General features: G+C 68.9%; 18 protein-coding genes. 9 read left to right on the forward strand and 9 right to left on the reverse strand.

The features are described 5' to 3' along the window. Positions 1–98 precede the first annotated feature (98 nt). The 6 genes from SSPN_RS0132280 to SSPN_RS0132305 all read left to right on the forward strand — a co-directional run bounded on the left by SSPN_RS0132280 (position 99) and on the right by SSPN_RS0132305 (position 6,244). Positions 99–1,676, forward strand: a complete 1,578-nt coding sequence (locus SSPN_RS0132280) for a protein kinase family protein (protein WP_010313171.1) — start codon at positions 99–101, stop codon at positions 1,674–1,676. A gap of 119 nt (positions 1,677–1,795) precedes the next feature. Beyond that, positions 1,796–2,404: an RNA polymerase sigma factor SigM gene (sigM, locus tag SSPN_RS0132285; protein WP_029535943.1), complete on the forward strand. Its 609-nt coding sequence runs from the start codon at positions 1,796–1,798 to the stop codon at positions 2,402–2,404. After that, positions 2,401–3,219: an anti-sigma factor gene (locus SSPN_RS0132290; RefSeq protein ID WP_010313175.1), complete on the forward strand. Its 819-nt coding sequence runs from the start codon at positions 2,401–2,403 to the stop codon at positions 3,217–3,219. The genes sigM and SSPN_RS0132290 overlap by 4 nt, the downstream gene beginning before the upstream one ends. Positions 3,220–3,434: 215 nt before the next feature. Next, a complete protein-coding gene (gene trxB, locus SSPN_RS0132295; RefSeq protein WP_010313178.1) occupies positions 3,435–4,442 on the forward strand; it encodes a thioredoxin-disulfide reductase in 1,008 nt (335 codons plus the stop codon). A gap of 35 nt (positions 4,443–4,477) precedes the next feature. Next, positions 4,478–4,807: a thioredoxin gene (gene trxA, locus SSPN_RS0132300; protein WP_010313180.1), complete on the forward strand. Its 330-nt coding sequence runs from the start codon at positions 4,478–4,480 to the stop codon at positions 4,805–4,807. Between the two features lie 288 nt (positions 4,808–5,095). Beyond that, positions 5,096–6,244 carry an N-acetylmuramoyl-L-alanine amidase gene (locus SSPN_RS0132305; RefSeq protein WP_010313182.1) on the forward strand — a complete coding sequence of 383 codons (1,149 nt, stop codon included), beginning with the start codon at positions 5,096–5,098 and terminating at the stop codon, positions 6,242–6,244. Between the two features lie 113 nt (positions 6,245–6,357). Here the strand turns inward: SSPN_RS0132305 and SSPN_RS0132310 are convergent, their stop codons facing one another. Then, positions 6,358–6,984 (reverse strand): GNAT family N-acetyltransferase, encoded by a 627-nt coding sequence (locus SSPN_RS0132310; protein WP_010313184.1) that lies wholly within the window; start codon positions 6,982–6,984, stop codon positions 6,358–6,360. 502 nt (positions 6,985–7,486) lie between these two features. Here SSPN_RS0132310 and SSPN_RS0132315 point away from each other — a divergent pair. Both SSPN_RS0132315 and SSPN_RS0132320 read left to right on the forward strand, forming a co-directional pair. Next, a complete protein-coding gene (locus tag SSPN_RS0132315; RefSeq protein WP_010313186.1) occupies positions 7,487–8,830 on the forward strand; it encodes an aminotransferase-like domain-containing protein in 1,344 nt (447 codons plus the stop codon). 334 nt (positions 8,831–9,164) lie between these two features. Beyond that, positions 9,165–10,115: a D-alanine--D-alanine ligase family protein gene (locus SSPN_RS0132320; RefSeq protein ID WP_029535944.1), complete on the forward strand. Its 951-nt coding sequence runs from the start codon at positions 9,165–9,167 to the stop codon at positions 10,113–10,115. Positions 10,116–10,248: 133 nt separating this feature from the next. Here SSPN_RS0132320 and SSPN_RS0132325 read toward each other — a convergent pair whose 3' ends face one another. The 8 genes from SSPN_RS0132325 to rpmH form a co-directional block, all read right to left on the reverse strand. Next, complete coding sequence (locus tag SSPN_RS0132325) at positions 10,249–11,265, reverse strand: ParB/RepB/Spo0J family partition protein (protein ID WP_010313189.1); 1,017 nt, start codon at positions 11,263–11,265, stop codon at positions 10,249–10,251. Then, entirely contained in the window at positions 11,262–12,161 is a 900-nt protein-coding gene (locus tag SSPN_RS0132330; RefSeq protein ID WP_029535945.1) for a ParA family protein, read from the reverse strand. Before SSPN_RS0132330 ends, SSPN_RS0132325 begins: the two co-directional genes overlap by 4 nt. 98 nt (positions 12,162–12,259) lie before the next feature. Continuing rightward, positions 12,260–12,958: a 16S rRNA (guanine(527)-N(7))-methyltransferase RsmG gene (rsmG, locus tag SSPN_RS0132335; RefSeq protein ID WP_010313193.1), complete on the reverse strand. Its 699-nt coding sequence runs from the start codon at positions 12,956–12,958 to the stop codon at positions 12,260–12,262. Positions 12,959–13,644: 686 nt separating this feature from the next. Beyond that, positions 13,645–14,205, reverse strand: a complete 561-nt coding sequence (locus SSPN_RS0132340; protein ID WP_010313195.1) for a Jag family protein — start codon at positions 14,203–14,205, stop codon at positions 13,645–13,647. Positions 14,206–14,237: 32 nt separating this feature from the next. Next, the gene (gene yidC / locus SSPN_RS0132345; protein ID WP_010313198.1) at positions 14,238–15,170 is read right to left on the reverse strand and encodes a membrane protein insertase YidC; all 933 of its coding nucleotides are present in this window, start codon (positions 15,168–15,170) and stop codon (positions 14,238–14,240) included. A gap of 5 nt (positions 15,171–15,175) precedes the next feature. After that, entirely contained in the window at positions 15,176–15,514 is a 339-nt protein-coding gene (gene yidD / locus SSPN_RS0132350; RefSeq protein WP_010313200.1) for a membrane protein insertion efficiency factor YidD, read from the reverse strand. Then, a complete protein-coding gene (gene rnpA, locus SSPN_RS0132355; RefSeq protein WP_010313202.1) occupies positions 15,514–15,960 on the reverse strand; it encodes a ribonuclease P protein component in 447 nt (148 codons plus the stop codon). The genes yidD and rnpA overlap by 1 nt, the downstream gene beginning before the upstream one ends. Before the next feature lie 12 nt (positions 15,961–15,972). Further along, positions 15,973–16,116 (reverse strand): 50S ribosomal protein L34, encoded by a 144-nt coding sequence (gene rpmH / locus SSPN_RS52475; protein WP_083822226.1) that lies wholly within the window; start codon positions 16,114–16,116, stop codon positions 15,973–15,975. A 615-nt stretch (positions 16,117–16,731) separates the two neighbouring features. Here rpmH and dnaA point away from each other — a divergent pair. After that, positions 16,732–18,495 (forward strand): chromosomal replication initiator protein DnaA, encoded by a 1,764-nt coding sequence (gene dnaA / locus SSPN_RS0132365; protein WP_010313206.1) that lies wholly within the window; start codon positions 16,732–16,734, stop codon positions 18,493–18,495. Positions 18,496–19,200: the final 705 nt, after the last annotated feature.

Genomic DNA, 19,200 nt, shown 5'->3' on the forward strand with positions numbered 1-19,200 from the left:
CTTCCGCGTCACGTACCCTCGTTGGCGAAGTCTCCTTCCGCGGGGGAATCGGGGTGGCACGCAACCCCTGGCGGACCGGAAGGAGCGGGAGAGGGAAGGTGACCAGCAAACCCACCGAGCAGATCGCTGCGGAACGCGACGAGTCCGGCGACGAGGGTTCGACCGAGCAGGCGCTGACACCTGGCCGGGTACTGGATCACGGCCGGTACCGACTGCTCTCCCAAGTCGGTGCGGACAAACGCTGCAACGTGCAGCTGTGGCGGGCCAAGGACGGTGTGCTCGGCCGAGACGTCGCACTGACGATCCTGGTCGGCGACCGTTCGGACGCCGAGGCGGCGTCGGGCGCGCGCCGGACCCTGGAACGTGCGATGCACGCCAGCACTTTCAACCACGTCGGCGTCGCGCGGGTGCTCGACGTCGTCACGCAATCGTCCAGCGATCCGACCGGCGTGCTCGGCCTCGTGATCGCCGAGTGGACGCACGGAACCGATCTGCTCGACCTGGTCGCCGAGGGCCCGATGCCGCCCGGCACCGCGGCGCGGCTGCTGCAGCCGCTGGCCGCCGCCGTCGAGGCCGCGCATCACGCCGGCCTGGTGCTCGGTGCCGACCACCCGCAGCGGATCCGGGTCACCCCGGACGGCGAGATCCGGATGGCCTTCCCGGGCCCGATGGCGCAGGCCACGTCCAGCGACGACGTGCGCGGCCTCGGCGCCGCGCTGTACCTGCTGCTCACCGGCCGGTGGGCGCTCGGCGACGCGCCCGAGGGCCTGCCCGCCGCGCCGACTGGGCCCGATGGCAACCTGGTCGCGCCGCGCACGCTGCGGCCGACCGTGCCGCTGGAGCTGTCCACGGTCGCGGTGCGCGCGCTGGGCAACCCGGACTCCACCGGCACCACCGGCGGGGTCCGCACCGGCGCGGCGGTGCTCCGCGTGCTGGAGCAGCACGCGACGTTCGAGAACAGCAGCGCGTCGGCGCAGGGCGCGCAGTCGACCGAGAGCAACGAGGTCTGGCGGCGAGAAGACCCCAAGCCGGACAAGCAGAAGCGCAAGAAGCTGATGATCAGCGTCGGCGTACTCGCGGTGGCCACGCTGCTGGTGATCGGCTGGATCGCGGCATCCCTGATCGGCATGTTCACCGAGACCAACAGCGGCCACAACACCGGCCAGGTCATCGGGGAAACCGGCAACCACCCCGGCGGCCAGCAGCCACCCAGCGAACAGCCGCAGGCGCCCGCGACCCCGGTGAAGATCACCGCTGGCACCTCGTTCAACACCAGCGGCGATGCGGACGCCCCGCAGCGCATCCCGAACCTGTTCGACGGCAACCCGGGCACCTGGTGGTCGACGTTCGACTACAAGCAGCAGCTCGGCCCCGGCGGTATCAGCAACGGCACCGGCGCGGTACTGACGCTGGACCACGCCGCCGTGCTGCGGGAAGTGGTGATCAACTCGCAGAGCGCGGGTACCAAGGTGGAGATCCGGCAGGTCAACGGCACGCCGAGCATGGAAGGCAAACTGCTCGGGTCCGCGGTACTCAACGCCGGCGACACCTTGATCCCGATCCAAGCCGACTCGCCGACCCATCAGGTTCTGTTGGTGATCACCCAGCTGGTCCCCAGCAACGGCGGGTTCGCCTCGCAGATCAACGAGGTGAAGGTCAGCGGGAGCGCGGCCTGACGGTCGTGGTGCGGACTCGGGCGGCGCCCGGCTCCCGCCACGACCACTGACCTCGCCAGATCCGCCGCTGGTCAATGTGGCGGGTGTGCCGTTTCACAGGAACAGTAAAGTTCTGTTCCGTGTCTGTCCCCGTCAGCTCGGACGCCGAACTCATAGCGGCGCATACCAACGGAGATCCACATGCGTTCTCCGAGCTCTTCCGCCGACATCGGGATCGGCTGTGGGCAGTGGCGCTGCGAACCATGCGCGACCACGAAGACGCCGCCGATGCGCTTCAGGACGCCATGATCTCGGCCTTCCGCAACGCTTCGTCGTTCCGCGCCGAATCCCAGGTGACCACCTGGCTGCACCGGATCGTGGTGAACGCCTGCCTGGACCGGATACGCCGCCGCCAGGCCCGGCCGACCGTGCCGCTGCCGGAAACCGGCCCGACCGAACCGGCGGTTCTCCGCGACGCCATCGATGAGCAGGACACCAAGATGGCCGTCCAGGAGGCGCTCGCCGAACTCCCCGAAGATCAACGTTCCGCGATCGTGCTGGTGGACGTGGAGGGATACTCCGTGGCCGAGACAGCGACGATCTTGGGGGTTGCGGAGGGAACTATCAAGAGCCGGTGCGCGCGCGGGCGGGCCAAACTCGCCAAACTTCTGGGACACCTGCGGAACCCAAGTGCAGATGCGAACGTCCCAGATGACGCGATGGCCATGCGTCGACGGGAGGGACGATGAGTGGTGAACAACGGCGCACGGGGGCGCCGCAGGGGCCACCGTGGTCCCTGGACCTGCTGGCCGATCTCCACGCCGGAGTGCTGGACCAGCAGACCGCCGATCAACTGCGCGTCCAGGTCCAGGACGACCCGGAGGCCAGAGAGATCTTGGCGGCGTTGGACGCCACTAGCGCAGACCTGGCGGCGCTGCCGCCGCTGACGATTCCCGACGACGTTTCGGCCCGCATCGACGCCGCGTTGGAGAACGAGGTCCGGGCCTGGGCGCAGCAGCAGGCCGCTGCTGCGCCGCCAGCCGAGCTCGTCGCACCGCCCGCCGAGCAGGGCGGGCAGGTGATCGACTTCGCCGCGGCCAAGCAGCGCCGCCGGAGGCGGTTCACGCTGGGCGCCGGACTGGCCGGGGTGGCCGCTGCGGCCGCCGCCGTGGTGTTCTCGGTCCTGCCCAGCAACACGGACACCTCGGGCAGTAACCAGGCGCAGCCGCAGCCGCAGCCGACCGCGACCGGCGGGGCATCGGCGCCGCTGGCGCTGCGGGGGGAGCAGGTCACGCTGAACGGCGAGCAGTTCGGCGAGATCATGAGGTCCGAGCAGTACAGCAGCGCACTGGTGGACCCGCAGCGGCTCATCGGCTGTCTGCAGGCCAACGGCGTCAACAGCGGCAAACCGCTGGGCGCGCGGGAGATAACGCTCAACGGGAAACCCGCCCAGCTGCTCGTCCTGCAAGGCGGCGCCATCGGCAAGTTCCGCCTTTTAGCGGTAGGACCCGAGTGCGGCCCGGGCAACCCGGCCAAGATCTCTGACTCCACCTTCGGCGGCTAGGGCTCGTCCTGTGGTGCGGGTGCGAACCGCACCCGCACCACAGCACCACCGCACCACCGCGCCGCACCGACTCCCGATCCGTGGGACGGGGTCGGCTCCGCTGTGCCCTCCGGCACGGCGTCTCCGTGATCGGGAACAGACCCGAATAGGATCGCGTTGAGCCGGATACGGTCGCGCGCCGAGCGCGGCGGAGACGCTACGACGGAAGGGGCGCGGTGACTGGCGACGTCCGCAACGTGATCATCGTGGGCTCTGGCCCTGCCGGGTACACCGCTGCGGTGTACGCCGCGCGGGCGGAGCTCGAACCACTCGTCTTCGAGGGCACCCAGTTCGGTGGCGCGTTGATGACCACCACCGACGTGGAGAACTTCCCGGGCTTCAAAGACGGGATCATGGGCCCGGATCTGATGGAGCAGATGCGGTCTCAGGCGGAACGCTTCGGTGCCGAGTTGCGAGCCGAGGACGTCGAGCGCCTCGACCTGACCCCGGGGGAACAAACCGCCGGCGTGAAGTCCGTGTTCGCGAACGGCGTGGAGTACCGCGCCAAGGCGGTCATCCTCGCGATGGGCGCCGCCGCCCGCTACCTCGGCGTCCCGGGTGAGGAGCGCCTGCTCGGCCACGGCGTGTCCGCCTGCGCCACCTGCGACGGCTTCTTCTTCCGCGAGCAGGACATCGCCGTGATCGGCGGCGGTGACTCGGCGATGGAGGAGGCCACCTTCCTGACCCGCTTCGCCCGGTCGGTGACGATCATCCACCGCCGCGAGGAGTTCCGCGCCTCCAAGATCATGCTGGAGCGGGCCCGGGCCAACGAGAAGATCAAGTGGCTGACCAACAAGGCGGTCACCGAGGTCGTCGGTGACAACGCCGTCAGCGCCCTGAAGCTGCGCGACACGGTCACCGGCGAGGCCTCCGAGCTGGACGTGACCGGCATGTTCGTCGCCATCGGCCACGACCCGCGCAGCCAGTTGGTGCGCGACCAGGTCACCGTCGACGCCGCGGGCTACGTGCAGGTCCAGCAGCCCACCACGCACACCGGCATCCCCGGCGTGTTCGCCGCGGGCGACCTGGTGGACCACACCTACCGGCAGGCGATCACCGCGGCCGGTTCCGGATGCTCCGCCGCGATGGATGCCGAGCGCTGGCTCGCTGAGCACGACGTGCCCGAGGCCGAGGTGGCCGCCGAGCTCGTCGGTGGCGGCTACGGGCCCGGCTCGGCGAACTGACTCCAGGCAGCACCAAACCGATAGGGAGAAGGAACATGGCCGACACCAACACGGTGGTCGTTGACGAGAAGACGTTCAAGGAAAAGGTCCTGGACAGCGACAAGCCGGTCCTGGTCGACTTCTGGGCCACCTGGTGCGGCCCGTGCAAGATGGTCGCCCCGGTGCTGGAGCAGATCGCCGACGAACACAAGGACAAGATCACCGTCGCGAAGCTGGACATCGACGCCAACCCCAGCCTGCAGCGCGACTACCAGGTGATGTCCGTGCCGACCCTGCTGCTGTTCAAGGACGGCCAGCCGGTCAAGCAGATCGTCGGCGCCAAGCCGAAGGCGGCGCTGGAGTCGGACCTGTCCGAATATCTGTGAAATCGGACTCCATCTGACGCAACCGATTAACGCGGTCCCGCCGTCTCGTCGATAGGACAATGACGGCGGGATCGTGTTTTAGCGCACCGAACAAGATCACCCACCACGGACCGTTGTCGCACGTCCACCCCTGTGGTCGTGGGCCGCAGCGCCGGGTCCCGGTGCACAAGGCACAATGACCCGACGGGTCCGCCTTCCGGACCCGGCACGCAGAACGGGAATCCGGGGCACACCCGGCCATCCTTCGCGTCGGTGCCAGTACCGGCGCCTGAATCGAGCGAGGAGTGCATGCAGCTGCTCCACCGCGGTGACGTCGGTCCGGCCGTTGCCGAGATCAAGAACACTCTTGCGGCGTTGGGTCTGCTTCCGGCCAACACCCGGACGGGACCGTCGATCTTCGACGATGCGGTGGAACAAGCGGTTCGGGTCTTCCAACAGCAACGCGGGTTGATCACCGACGGCGTCGTGGGCCCGGCGACCTACCGGGCGCTGACGGACGCGCGCTGGCGGCTCGGCGACCGGTCGCTGGCCTTCCTGGTGTCCAAACCGATCAGCGGCGACGACGTCTTCGCGCTGCAGGAGCGGCTGCTGGAGCTGGGATTCGACGCGGGCCGCCCGGACGGCATCTTCGGCCGGGAGACCGAGCAGGCGCTGCGCAGCTTCCAGCGCGACTACGGGCTGAACTCCGACGGCATCTGCGGGCCGGGCACGCTGCGGGCGCTCAAGCAGCTCGCGCCGAAGGTCCGCGGCGGGCGGCCGGTGTTCCTGCGCGAGCAGGAGAAGGTGCGGCGCGCGGGGCCCCGGCTGCGCGGCAAGCGGATCGTGATCGACCCGGGCCACGGCGGCGCGGACCGCGGGGTGTACATCGATGACGTGCACGAGGCCGACCTGACCTGGGACCTGGCCCGCCGGCTGGAGGGCCGGATGGTAGCCACCGGGATGGAGGCCCTGATCACCCGCGGGCCCAACGCCAGCCCGCCGGACGCCGACCGGGCCAGCTTCGCCAACGAGGCAGGCGCCGACATGTTCCTGTCGCTGCACATCGACGCCAACCAGTCGCCGCTGGCGGAGGGCGTGGCGAGCTTCCACTTCGGCACCGGCAACGGCACCACGTCGACCGTGGGGGAGGCGCTGGCGGGCTTCCTGCAGCGCGAGATCGTGGCCCGGACGGGGCTGCGCGACTGCCACACCCACCCCAAGACCTGGGACGTGCTGCGGCTGACCCGGATGCCTGCAGTGCGGATGGAGATCGGCTACCTGACCAACGCCCGGGACCGCAGTCGGCTGCTGGATCCGGCGTTCCGGGATGTCGTCGCGGAAGGCCTGCTGGTCGCGGTGAAGCGGCTGTACCTGCTGGGCAAGGACGACCAGCCGACGGGCACGTTCACCTTCGACGACCTGCTGCGCCACGAACTAGCCCGCGCAGAGGGCGCCTGACCGCACTTGGTCCGCCGCGATTTCAATGGAAATCGAAGCTCCAATTTCCATTGAAATCGCGCGGGAGAGTTGTCGACTTGGTGACTTCTCGACTCGGCCGCCTGCCGGGCCGGTCAGGCTCCGCCTACGACCGGTTCGGCCGTCTTGATCGTCACCGAGCTCAGCAGCCGCTCCAGCGCCGCCTCCACGTCTTCCTTCCAGGAGATCGCGGTGCGCAGCTCAAGCCGCATCCTGGGCCACTTGGGGTGCGGGCGGACCGTCTTGAAGCCAACCTGCTGCAGGAAGCCCGCCGGGATCACGCAGCTCTCAGCGGATCCCGCCAGGTCGCCGAAGGCCTCCACGGCCTTCACCCCGCGCCGGGTCAGGTCCTTCGCCACGTTCTGCACCAGGATCCGCCCCAGCCCACCGTGCTCGAACTCCGGCAGCACGCGCAGCGCGGTCAGCAACACCGCGTCCGCGCTCACCGGGGCTGTGGGGAAGGCGCTGGAGCGCGGCACAGCCGCGGGCGGCGCGTACATCGCGTACCCGGCCGGGACACCGTCCACGTAGACGATGCGGCCGCAGGAGCCCCACTCCAGCAGCACGCTGGAGACCCAAGCCTCCTTCTCCAGTTCGGTCTCGCCGAACTCCTCGGCCTGCTCCCGGACGTGCGGCGCCAACTCCCAGAAAACGCATCGGCGACACCGCTGGGGCAGGTGGTCGAGGTTGTCCAGCGTGACGCCGACGACGCGTCGCGACACCTGACCTCCTGGAAAACCCGCACGAACCCGCGCACATGCGGCGGGATGCCGCCAGGATAAGCCGCCGCAGCCCGGCACCGGAACCCACAGCGCACACCATCAGCAACCCGATGGGGTGAGATCGCTTACTGCCGACCAACCGATCACAAGGGAGCTGCCACCACAATCGCCACCGGGACAACCGCCACGGCGACACCTGAACGGGATGCGCTCTCAAAGCTGCCGCAAGCGGCGAAGCCGCTTGGCCCACCTATGCAACCTGCACCCGCTGGTTCTCAGGAGCTATCTCGCGAGGACAGACAGTCCCAACGCGAGTCGGGGATCCCGGAGTCGAGAAAGCCCCTGCGGTTCCGCCACCCGTACCGCCACGCAGAACGAGATCGGAGACCCACTTTGCGAGGTGCTCGTTACATGTCGGGTGGGTTGTGACGATAGGCCCTATAGAATCGCCCGATCGTCCCCACGGGATGAGCAGAGCGCACAACCGAACCCGGAGCGCGATATGTCGGACCACGGAAGCCAGCCGGCCACGCCGGAACAGCCCAGCCCGCCCGAGAAGCCCGCACGCAACCTGGACGCGTACCGGGCGCACTACGCGGAGCGGACCACCGGGATGACTGCCTCCGAGATCCGAGCTCTCTTCGCCGTTGCCAGCCGCCCCGAGGTGGTTTCGCTGGCCGGCGGCATGCCGAACCTCGCCGCGCTGCCGCTGGACTCGCTGGCAGCCGAGGTCGCCCGCCTCATCTCCGTCGACGGCCAGATCGCGCTGCAGTACGGCTCCGCGCACGGGGTGCCGGAGCTGCGCGAGCAGATCTGCGAGGTCATGGCGCTGGAGGGGATCACCGCCCACCCCGACGACGTGATGGTCACCGCGGGCTCCCAGATGGCCCTGGACATGGTCACGCGCATCTTCTGCGACCCGGGCGACGTCATCCTCGCCGAGGGCCCGTCCTACGTCGGCGCGCTCGGCTCGTTCGCCGCGTACCAGGCCGAGGTCGTACACGTCGCGATGGACGAGGACGGCCTGCAGCCCGACGCGCTGCGCCAGGCCATCGCCGACGTGACAGCGCAGGGCAAGCGGATCAAGTTCCTCTACACCATTCCGAACTTCCACAACCCGGGCGGCATCACGCTGGCGCTGCCTCGGCGCTCCGAGATCCTGGAGATCTGCGCCCAGCACGGCATCCTCGTAGTAGAGGACAACCCGTACGGCCTGCTCGGCTTCGACGGCCAGCCGCACCCCGCGCTGCGCAGCATGGATGCGGACAACGTCGTGTACCTCGGCTCGTTCTCCAAGACGTTCGCCTCCGGCCTGCGCGTCGGCTGGGTACTGGCGCCGCACGCGATCCGGGAGAAGCTGGTGCTGACCGCCGAGTCGGCCACGCTGTGCCCGCCCACGCTGAACCAGATGATCGTGTCCCGCTACCTGAGCACGCACGACTGGCAGGGGCAGATCAAGATCTTCCAGGAGCAGTACCGGGAGCGGCGCGACGCGATGCTCAGCGCGCTGGAGCAGTACATGCCGGCGGGTTGCACGTGGACGCGCCCCGACGGCGGCTTCTTCGTCTGGCTCACCGTGCCGGAGGGCGTGGACACCAAGGCGATGCTGCCCCGCGCGGTGACCCAGCGGGTCGCGTACGTGTCGGGCACCGGGTTCTATCGCGACGGGTTCGGCAGCCGGCAGATGCGCTTGTCGTTCTGCTACCCGACGCCGGAGCGGATCCGCGAGGGCGTCCGACGGCTGGCCAACACGCTGACCGAGGAGATGGAGCTGGTCCGCACCTTCGGCACGGTGCCCCAGCGCAGCGTCCCGGGCCCGCAGGCTCCGTCGCCCGACACCGCGTAGAGTTTTTGCCGAATCCTGGCAGGAAAGGGTTCGCTGGCTGGTTTGCGCAGGTGGTCCCGTAGCGGAACCTCAGACGCCGCCTCGACTGCGGGAGCCCCGACTCTTGTGTATGACCAAATACGCGGCATCGGGACTGTCCTCGCGAGGCGACGTCTGAGAACCCGCCGCGGTGCCGGTTGCGTGCGTGACGAAAGGCGGCTTCGCCACCCTGACGTCACAGTGCGGTTGGGCAGGCTCGCGTTCCAGTCCGCGTGGTCTGCAACGAGAAACAGTCCACTGTGCACCGGGCCTCCTCCTGCGCACAGTGGACTACTACTTTCCAGGGGTGTGTTGAGTGTCTGATCGCTGGGTTGCCGTGCTCGCAGGGGGGCTGTCGCACGAGCGCGAGGTGTCGCTGCGCTCCGGGCGCCGATTGTCCGCCGCACTGCGTTCGGTCGGCGTGACCGTGGCGGAGTGGGATGCCGACGCCCGGCTGCTGTCCCGCCTCGAACAGGAGCGCCCCGACGCGGTCGTGGTCGCCCTGCACGGCGGGGAAGGGGAGAACGGCGCCGTGCAAGCCGTGCTGGACATGGTCGGTGTCCCGTACGTCGGCACCGGCCCGCATGCTTGCCGCCGGGCTTGGGACAAGCCGACCGCCAAGGCCGAGCTGGCGCGCTCCGGGCTTGCCACGCCGGACTGGGTTGCGTTGCCGCATGCAACGTTCCGCGAGCTCGGCGCGCAGGCCGTGCTGGACGCGCTCGTGGCCAAGCTCGGGCTGCCGTTGATGCTCAAGCCGGACCAGGGCGGGTCGGCGCTGGGCGCGCACGTGGTGCGCGACGCCGCCGAGCTCCCCGCGGCGATGGTGGGTGCGCTGTCCTACGGCGACGCAGTGCTTGTCGAGCAGCTCGTCGAGGGGACCGAGGTGGCGATCACCGTCATCGACGGGCCGGATGGGCCGGAGGCGTTGCCCGCGGTGCAGATCGAGCCGGCGGACGGCGTTTACGACTACACCGCCCGCTACACCGCCGGGCTCACCAGCTACCACGCACCCGCCGAGGTCCCGGCCGAAGCCGCCGCCGCTGCGGGCGAGCTGGCGATCGCCGCACACCGACTTCTCGGGCTCCGCGACGTCTCGCGGACGGACGCGATCATCGACCGTGACGGCACACCGCACTTCCTGGAAGTCAACGTGTCACCCGGACTGACCGAGACCTCGCTGCTGCCGATGGCGGTCGAGGCCGCCGGACGGTCGTTGGGGGAGGTCTTCGCGACGCTCGTCGAGCGGGCGATCGCGCGATCGCGGTAATCCGCCGTTTCACGTGAAACAAGAGGGCCGGTCTCCGTCGGAGACCGGCCCTCTTCTGTACCGCGACCAGTGGTGACATTTTGCATTTTTCGACTACCGAAAGTAACTGTCACCGTGACGAAAGGTCTCGGTGTCATTGCTCGCGGATCTGTAACGCTTGATTACCCAAGATCAACTCTGCGAGGCGCTCGAGGTCGTCGACAGACCCGAACTCGACGACGATCCGCCCTTTCCGCCGACCACGCTCCACCTTGACCCTGGTGTCGAAGTGGTTCGACAGCCGGTCTGCCAACCGGTCGAAGCCGGGGGCCTGGATCGGCTTCTTCGCCGCCGCCTTCTCCTTTCCCGGGCCCTCCGACTTCCGGAGCGTCACCGCCTCCTCCGTCGCCCGGACCGACATGCCCTCCGCGACGATCCGCTTGGCCAGATCCTCCTGGGCCCCGGCGTCGTCCAGGCCGAGCAGCGCGCGGGCGTGCCCGGCCGAGAGCACCCCGGCCGCGACCCGCCGCTGCACCACCATCGGCAGCCGCAGCAGCCGGATGGTGTTGGTGATGACCGGGCGGCTGCGGCCGATCCGGTCGGCCAGCTCGTCGTGCGTCACGCCGAACTCCTCCAGCAGCTGCTGGTAAGCCGACGCCTCTTCGAGCGGGTTGAGCTGAACCCGGTGGATGTTCTCCAGCAGCGCGTCCCGGAGCAGCTCGTCGTCCTGCGTCTTGCGGACGATCGCCGGGATGAACTCCAGCCCGGCCAGCTGGGAAGCGCGCCACCGGCGCTCGCCCATGATCAGCTCGAACTGGTCGGTCTCCAGCTCGCGCACCACGATGGGCTGCATCAGGCCGAACTCGCGGATGGAGTGCTGCAGCTCCTGCAGCGCCTCCTCGTCGAAGACCTGACGCGGCTGCTTGGGGTTCGGCGTGATCGAGGAGATGGCGATCTCGCGGTAGACCGCGCCGGCCACGGTCCCGCTGGTTTCACGTGAAACCGGCTCCGCCGCGGGTTCGGCGGGCTTCGGTCCGCGCGGCACCGGGTTGCGCAGAGCAGCGCCGTCGGCGCCCGCTGGGGGAGCGCCCGCTGGGGGAGCGCCTGCCGGGGGACCGCTGGGGATCAGCGCGGCGATGCCGCGGCCAAGACCACCTCGACGCTCGGTCATGCTGTCTTCCTCTCGGCACCCCGCTCGGCGATCTCCCGAGCGGCGTCCAGGTAGCTCATCGACCCGCGCGAGCCCGGGTCGTACGTCAGGACTGTCTGGCCGAAGCCGGGCGCCTCGGAGATCTTCACGCTCCGCGGAATTACCGTCCGCAGCGCCAGCTCCCCGAAGTGGCCGCGAACCTCGGCGGCCACCTGGTCCGCCAGCTTGGTGCGCCCGTCGTACATGGTCAACAGGATCGTCGACACCCAGAGCGCGGGGTTGAGGTGCGCCTGCACCAGCTCGATGTTGCGCAGCAGCTGCCCCAGCCCCTCCAGCGCGTAGTACTCGCACTGGATCGGGATCAGCACCTCGTGCGCGGCGACCAACGCGTTCACCGTGAGCAGCCCCAGCGACGGCGGGCAGTCGATGAAGACGTAGTCAGGCGCGAGCTGGTCCACCGCCTCGGAGTTCAGCGCCTCCTTCAGCCGGCCCTCGCGCGCCACCATAGTGACGAGCTCGATCTCCGAGCCCGCCAGGTCGATCGTCGCCGGCACGCACCACAGGTTCTTCGACTGGGTGCTTTGCGCCGCCGCGTCGGCGATGCTGATCTCACCTAGCAGCACCTCGTACACCGACGGGACGCCGGAGCGGTGCTCGACGCCCAGCGCGGTGCTCGCGTTGCCCTGCGGGTCGAGGTCGATGACCAACACGTTGAGCCCGTGCAGCGCCAGCCCGGCCGCGAGGTTCACCGTGCTCGTCGTCTTGCCGACGCCGCCCTTCTGGTTGGCCACGGTGATGATCCGCCGATGGGTGGGGCGGGGGAGTTCCAGGGCCTCCGGGTGCAGCACCCGGGTCGCCCGCTGGGCCTCCTCCATGATCGGGGTCCAGCCGATGTCGTCCTTGCCGAAGTTGCTCATCGACGACTCGCCTGCCGGCGCGGAGGGGAACCGAAGCCCGCCCACTGCACGCCCCTTCGTTTCACGTGAAACACGACCCGCTCCGTTTGAATCCGGATTCACCGTCCACGATCCTTTCTCGTTCGACGTGCACCGTCACGACGCCGACCGGACGCATTCCGGGTCGCCGCGACCCGCTCAACCACGACGACGGTCGTCGGCACCTCGATCACACCGACACCACACGAAACCACTTCGCCGCGACCGCCGCCGACCGCAGCGATCGCCGCCGCATCCCGTTCGAGTTCCTCCGCCGCACTCTCGCCCTTCATAGCGAGCAGTCGGCCCCCGGACCGAAGCAGCGGGAGGCACCACTTCGCGAGCCGTTCCATCGGCGCCACGGCACGCGCGGTCACGACGTCCTGATCGGCCAGCCGTTCGCGCACCGGGCCCTCCTCGGCACGTCCACGCATCACCTCGACGGTGAGCGCCAACTCGGTGATGACTTCCTGCAACCACGTCACCCGTCGAGCCATCGGCTCCAACAGGGTCAGATTCAGATCCGGGCGGGCAATCGCCAACGGGATGCCCGGCAACCCCGCCCCAGAGCCTACGTCCAACACCCGGCAATTCGGTGGCAGCAACTCCGCAATCACCGCAGAGTTCAACAAATGTCTTTCCCAGAGCCGGTCCAGTTCGCGCGGACCGATCAGACCGCGGCGGATTCCGTGCTCCTGGAGCAACTCGACGAAGCGTTCCGCCAACGCCAACCGCTCGCCGAATACGACCCGCGCCGCAGATGGCGCACCTCCGGTCAAAGCATTCACCCCGTGTCGAAGTTTCACGTGGAACCAGTTGTGTTCACCTAAGCCTGCCGGATCGCAATCCGCAGTCACACGGCAACCCGCGTTTCACGTGAAACTTCCTTGGGGGAATCGACTCAACTCGCGTCGCGATGCGGGTGGCGGAACCTCAGGCGCCGCCCGGACTCCAGATCCCCGATTCGCGCAATTACAACTCAGCGTGAGGCCTTCCTCGCGACGCCTGAGAACCCTCGACAGCGCAGGCGCTACTTCAAAGAAGCGCTCGAGGTCTCGTCCAAGCTCCGCGTTTCACGTGAAACACGGGCCCGAATACGACGGTGCCCCCGCCGGATCCCAGTCCTGCGCGGTACGCACGTGAACACCCACCTGCGCGGCAGCAGCACGCCGCGACACACCCGAGGCACGAAGCCGCTCGTAGGCCGCACGCCCCGGGTGCCTGGCAGGACCGGCCTTTCCCCGCCCTCGGATACCAGCCTTGGGCGCCCACCCATAAGCCGTGTTCCGGTTCACTCCCACCACACGGGCAGCGGCCAGAACACTGCCCGACTCCCGGTCGAGCGCCTCGAAGAACCGAGCCCTCAACTCCCCAGAAACCACGATCCTCGCAACTCCCTGAAATCCAGGGTGTTGCGAGGATCGCTAGAACCCGCCAATCGTCGGGGGCACCGGTGGGGGAGGGGTCAGCTCTTGAAGACGACAACCTTGCGGTTGGGCTCTTCTCCTTCGCTCTCGCTGTGCACGCCGTCGACGGCCGCAACAGCGTCGTGGATGATCTTCCGCTCGAACGGCGTCATCGGGCGCAGCCGGGTCTCTTTGCCGGTCTCCAGCACGGTCTCCGCGGTCGACCGCCCGAGCTCGGTCAGCTCCTGCCGGCGGCCCGCCCGCCAGCCCGCGACGTCCAGCATCAGCCGGCTGCGGACGCCGGTCTCCTGCTGCACCGCCAGCCGGGTCAGCTCCTGCAGCGCCTCCAGCACCTGGCCGCGTACGCCGACCAGCTTCTCCAGATCGTCGCCGCCGTCGATGCTCACCACCGCGCGACCCGCCTCGACGTCCAGGTCGATGTCCCCGTCGTAGTCCAGCAGGTCGAGCAGCCGCTCCAGGTAGTCACCCGCGATGTCGCCCTCCTGCACCAGGAGAGCTTCGGTGTTCGACACCTCGGGCTTGGCGGTCTCGTTGTTCTCGGTGCTGTCGGTCTGGAGCTCGGCCGGGGACGGGCTCGACTCCTGCACGGTTTCGGACACTGGGTGTCTCCTCTCCAGGGTTCGCGACGGACTCAGCGGGACTCGCCCGGCTTGTCCGCGTCGCGAGAACGGTCTTCGATCACCCCGGGGATCTCACCGGGTTGGTCCTTGGCCGCCGGGTCCGCGGCCCGCGTGGTGTCCGTCTCCACCGCAGTGGATTCGACGACCACGGGCGCGCCGGCCAGCGCAGCCTCCTCGCGGTCGATCCGGCGGTACACCACGCGCTGCTGACCCAGCGTCCAGAAGTTGTTGGCCAGCCAGTAGATGAGGATGGCCAGCGGCAGGAACGGACCACCGATGATCGCGAACATCGGGAAGATCCACAGCGTCATCCGGTTCATGATCGCCGTCTGCGGGTTGGCCGCCGCGTCGGCGGTCTGCCGCTGCACCGAGTGGCGCGCGGTGAAGTGCGTGGCGATCGCGGCGGCGATCATCAACGGCACACCGACCAGCATCATTTCCACGCGGTCGGTGCCGAACGTCGCGAGCACCTCGGGGGCCTGGCTAATGGTGTTCGACAGCTTCGCGCCGAACAGATCGGCCGCCACGAACGAGGCCACGTCGTCTGCGTTGAAGATGTAGTTCGACGGTGCGCCCGGCTTGAACCCGTTGAGCACGTGGAAGAGCCCGATGAACACCGGGATCTGCACCAGCATCGGCAGGCAGCCGCTGAGCGGGTTGAAGCCCTGCTCGGCCTGCATCTTCTGCATCTCGGCGGCCAGCTTCTGCCGGTCGTCGCCGTACTTGGCTTGCAGCTCTCGGATCTGCGGCGCGAATTCCTGCATCTTCTTCATCGACCGCACCTGGTGCACGAACGGCTTGAACAACAGCGCGCGCAGCGTGAAAACGAGGAAGATCACCGCAAGCGCCCAGGCGTAGCCGCTGGCCGGATCCAACACGAAGCCGAACACCTTGTGCCAGAACCAGAGGATGGCCGACACCGGGTAGTAGATGAAGTCCAGCACGCGGGCTACTCCTCGGCAGGTTTCTCGGGTACGCGGCCACCAACGGGGTCGCCCGCCGCGGACCGCTCACGGGGCGGTGGAACCGGGTCCAGGCCTCCAGGGTGCCAGGGGCCGCAGCGCAGCAACCTGCGCAGGGTCAACCAGCCACCGCGGAACAGACCGTGGACGGTGAGGGCCTCGACCGCGTAGGTGCTGCAACTCGGGTAGAACCGGCACGACGGCGGCAGCAGTGGGGAGATCACCTTGCGGTAGACGTGCACCGGACCGAGCAGCACCCAGGCGAGCGGGCTCGGGCGCCGAGCAGGGGCGCGGAGCCTGTCGTCGTGGCGCTCGTCCGAAGCCATCACCTGGAACCCGTCGCCGGAACATCGGGGGAGAGGACGCGGAGCTTGCGCAGCACCACGTCGAGGTCCGCACCGAGTTCGCGGCTGGACGCACCTGCTGCGGGAGGCAAAGCACGGACCACCACCAGTGTGCCAGCGGGCAACGCCGGCAGGAGGTCGCGCATCAGGTGCCGGAGACGGCGGGTGACCCGGTGCCGGACCACGGCCGTCCCCACGGCCTTGCTCACGACAAAACCCACCCGGGTCGTGACATCCGAATTCCGGGTGGGTGCCGTTTTCGCCTCGGCTTCCGGCAAGGCCTCGCCGGTGTGGTGCGGGCCGAGGTCCCGAGCCTGGTCCGGACGCAGCACGTGGACCACCAGGCGGGACCGGCCGACCCGGCGACCACGACGGACCACCAGGCGGAACTCCTGATTCTTGGTCAGCCTGGCTGCCGCGGGAAGCACGGCCGGACGCGATCAGGCAGTCAGCTGCGCGCGACCCCGGCGACGGCGCGAGGCCACGATGGCCCGGCCGGCCCGAGTGCGCATGCGCAGCCGGAACCCGTGCTTCCTGGCACGGCGGCGGTTGTTCGGCTGGAAAGTACGCTTGCCCTTGCTCACGGTCGGATCTCCCGGTTACTACAGGCACCGATGGCCACGGTGAACCACGGTTCGGTCAAGGTGTCCCTGTTTCGCAAGCCGCAGTCGCTGGCCGTGCGGCGATCGGCGAACACCGAGCGGTGCACGGCGCCGGAATCTCGGCGCAGCGACATGCCCGCTCAGGAAGCGGGGGACTGTACGAGGGTACGCAGTGGCAGCTGAGGACGCTGAACCGGGGTCGCCATCCGGCGACGATCACCGGGCACAACCGCCGCACCGGCGGCGACCAGGCTGTCACATCCCGATCTCCGCGGCATCCGGGGAGTCGCTTGTGACGCGGGCGCGACCTTGTTAGCGTGCCCCCCTGCGATGCGCGGGCCGGTGTGTGGGAGCACTGGTCTTCGGTGGGCACCTGACCTCGATCGCAGCGGTACAGCCGCCCCAGGGGGGATCACCGGAGCGGCCTGCCGTACCTTCATACACAAGTTGTGGACAACTCTGTGGACACCTGCTCGAACAGGTGTCCACTTGAGTCTGGCCCCACCGTCCCGTGACACCGCCCGCGCCCGAGCACCGTGGGAGCCTGGCCCGGGACCGCACCGGGGGCTGCGCGAGCGAGGGGAGGGGAGCAAGGCGGTGTCCGACCACCAAGCCGATCTCGTTCGAGTTTGGGATGAGGTGGTGCAGGAGCTGTCCTCGGGCACGCTCTCGCCTCAGCAACGCGCCTGGATGCGGGTGACCCGACCGATCGGGCTGCTGGACGGTACCGCGCTGCTCGCCGCGCCGAGCGACTTCGCCAAGGAAGCCATCGAGCGCGCGCTGCGCGATCCGATCACCGACGCGCTTTCCCGCCGGCTCGGCCGCGCCGTGTCGCTGGCCGTGAAGGTGGACACCGCCGTTCCCGCGCCCACCCGCCCGGTCGCGGCGCCCGCGGCGGCCGATTCCTGGTCCGGCCGCGGTACCGGTACTCCGACCGGTGCCGATCATTCCGGGCCTCCGTTCGTCTCCGCGCCTGGCTTCGGGCGGGGGCCTGAAGCTTTCGGGAACACCGCGCACACCGGTTCGATCAGCGGGTCCGTCACAGGTCCGGTGCCTGGTTCGGTGCCCGACCCCGGAGGGCGGCACGCGGCACCGGACAAGCGCTCCGAGATCGACTTCCCGACGGCCGAGTTCAAATGGCCCAACGGCGAGGTTCCGTCGTCGTTGGAGGCCGACGGCGAAACCGACGAGCCGGAGACCGCGGCGACGGAGCCGGAAGCCGACGAGTCCGCCAACGAGATCTGGCCGACCTTCGGCCGCGCCGGACAACCGGGCGAGCCGCACCAGGGCCAGCCGTTCACCGCGCCGAAGCACGCGCCGCCGACGTCGCAGACCCGGCTGAACGCGAAGTACACCTTCGACACGTTCGTCATCGGCTCCTCGAACCGCTTCGCGCACGCCGCCGCGGTCGCCGCGGCGGAAGCACCGGCCCGCGCGTACAACCCACTGTTCATCTGGGGCGAGTCCGGGCTCGGCAAGACGCACCTGCTGCACGCGGTCGGCCATTACACCCAGCGGCTCTTCCCCGGGATGCGCGTCCGCTACGTGTCCACCGAGGAATTCACCAACGACTTCATCAACTCGCTGCGCGACGACCGGCAGGTGGCGTTCCAGCGCCGGTACCGCGACGTCGACGTGCTGCTGGTTGACGACATCCAGTTCTTGGAGGGCAAGGAAGGAACCCAGGAGGAGTTCTTCCACACCTTCAACACGCTGCACAACTCGAACAAGCAGATCGTGGTGTCCTCGGACCGTCCGCCGAAGGGGCTGCGCACCCTGGAGGACCGGCTGCGCACCCGGTTCGAGTGGGGCCTGATCACCGACATCCAGCCGCCGGAGCTGGAGACGCGGATCGCGATCCTGCGCAAGAAGGCCGCCCAGGACCGGATGAACGCGCCGGCCGACGTGCTGGAGTTCATCGCGTCCCGGATCGAACGCAACATCCGCGAGCTGGAGGGGGCGCTGATCCGGGTCACCGCGTTCGCGTCGCTGAACCGGCAGCCGGTCGACCTGCAGCTCGCCGAGATCGTGCTGCGCGACCTGATCCCGGACTCGCAGACCCCGGAGATCACCCCGCCGACGATCATGGCGGTGACTGCGGACTACTTCAGCGTGACCATCGACGACCTGTGCGGCCCGGGCAAGACGAAGGCGCTGGCGCAGGCCCGGCAGATCGCGATGTACCTGTGCCGGGAGCTGACCGACTCGTCGCTGCCGAAGATCGGCCAGTACTTCGGCGGCCGCGACCACACGACGGTGATGTACGCGGACAAGAAGATCCGCAAGGAGATGGCCGAGCGGCGCCGCGTCTACGAGCACGTCCAAGAGCTCACGGCACGCATCAAGCAGCAGTCCCGCTGACCTTTTCCCGGATTCCCGGGCCGATCGCCCGTTTCGCGCTCACGACACCTGCGCACGCGCCTCCTTGCCTGGAAAACATGCTCGTCAGAAGGCTCAACCCGCTCAGATGGCCGCTACGGGGCTATTTCGGGGGCCTCGGTGTGATTCCCTTCGCCTCTCCCGGCGAATCTTTCTGCTGACCCAGCCCGGCGCGAGCCACCCCCTTCAACAGAAAGCTCTCCCGTCGCGGCCCGTGGGGAATCAGTCCGGTGGCGAGCCGTCAGGCCCGGAGCGGGGCTCCGTCTGATCGTTGATCGCTGCGCGCTTCGTGGCGCGCGCCGGACGTCTCGGGGTCCGCCGGGGACGTCGAGATGTTTCTGTTGGGCCACCCGGCTCGGATCCGACCGCTCCGACAGAAAACTTCGGGCCGCTTCGCGGGCCGCCGGAGCCCGGGATGCGCGCGCATCGAGCCCTTCGAGCCGGCCGCAGGGCACGCGCCCGGACAGCAAACCACCACGTTCCGAGGTTGATCAAGCGCGCTCCGCAGTCGCGAAGCGAGTCGGCGCGCCGAACTTTTCTGAGGACTGGGGTGGCCTTCGCCTCACCCCCTCGGCAAAAAAGTCCGCCAAGGCTCGAGCTGTCCACAGATTATTCATCCCCAGGCCTGACCTGGAGTTTTCCCCAATTCATCCACAAGCTGTGCACAAGCTGGAGCGGGCTGCCCAC

The sequence above is a fragment of the Saccharopolyspora spinosa NRRL 18395 genome (assembly GCF_000194155.1).
Lineage (GTDB): Bacteria > Actinomycetota > Actinomycetes > Mycobacteriales > Pseudonocardiaceae > Saccharopolyspora > Saccharopolyspora spinosa.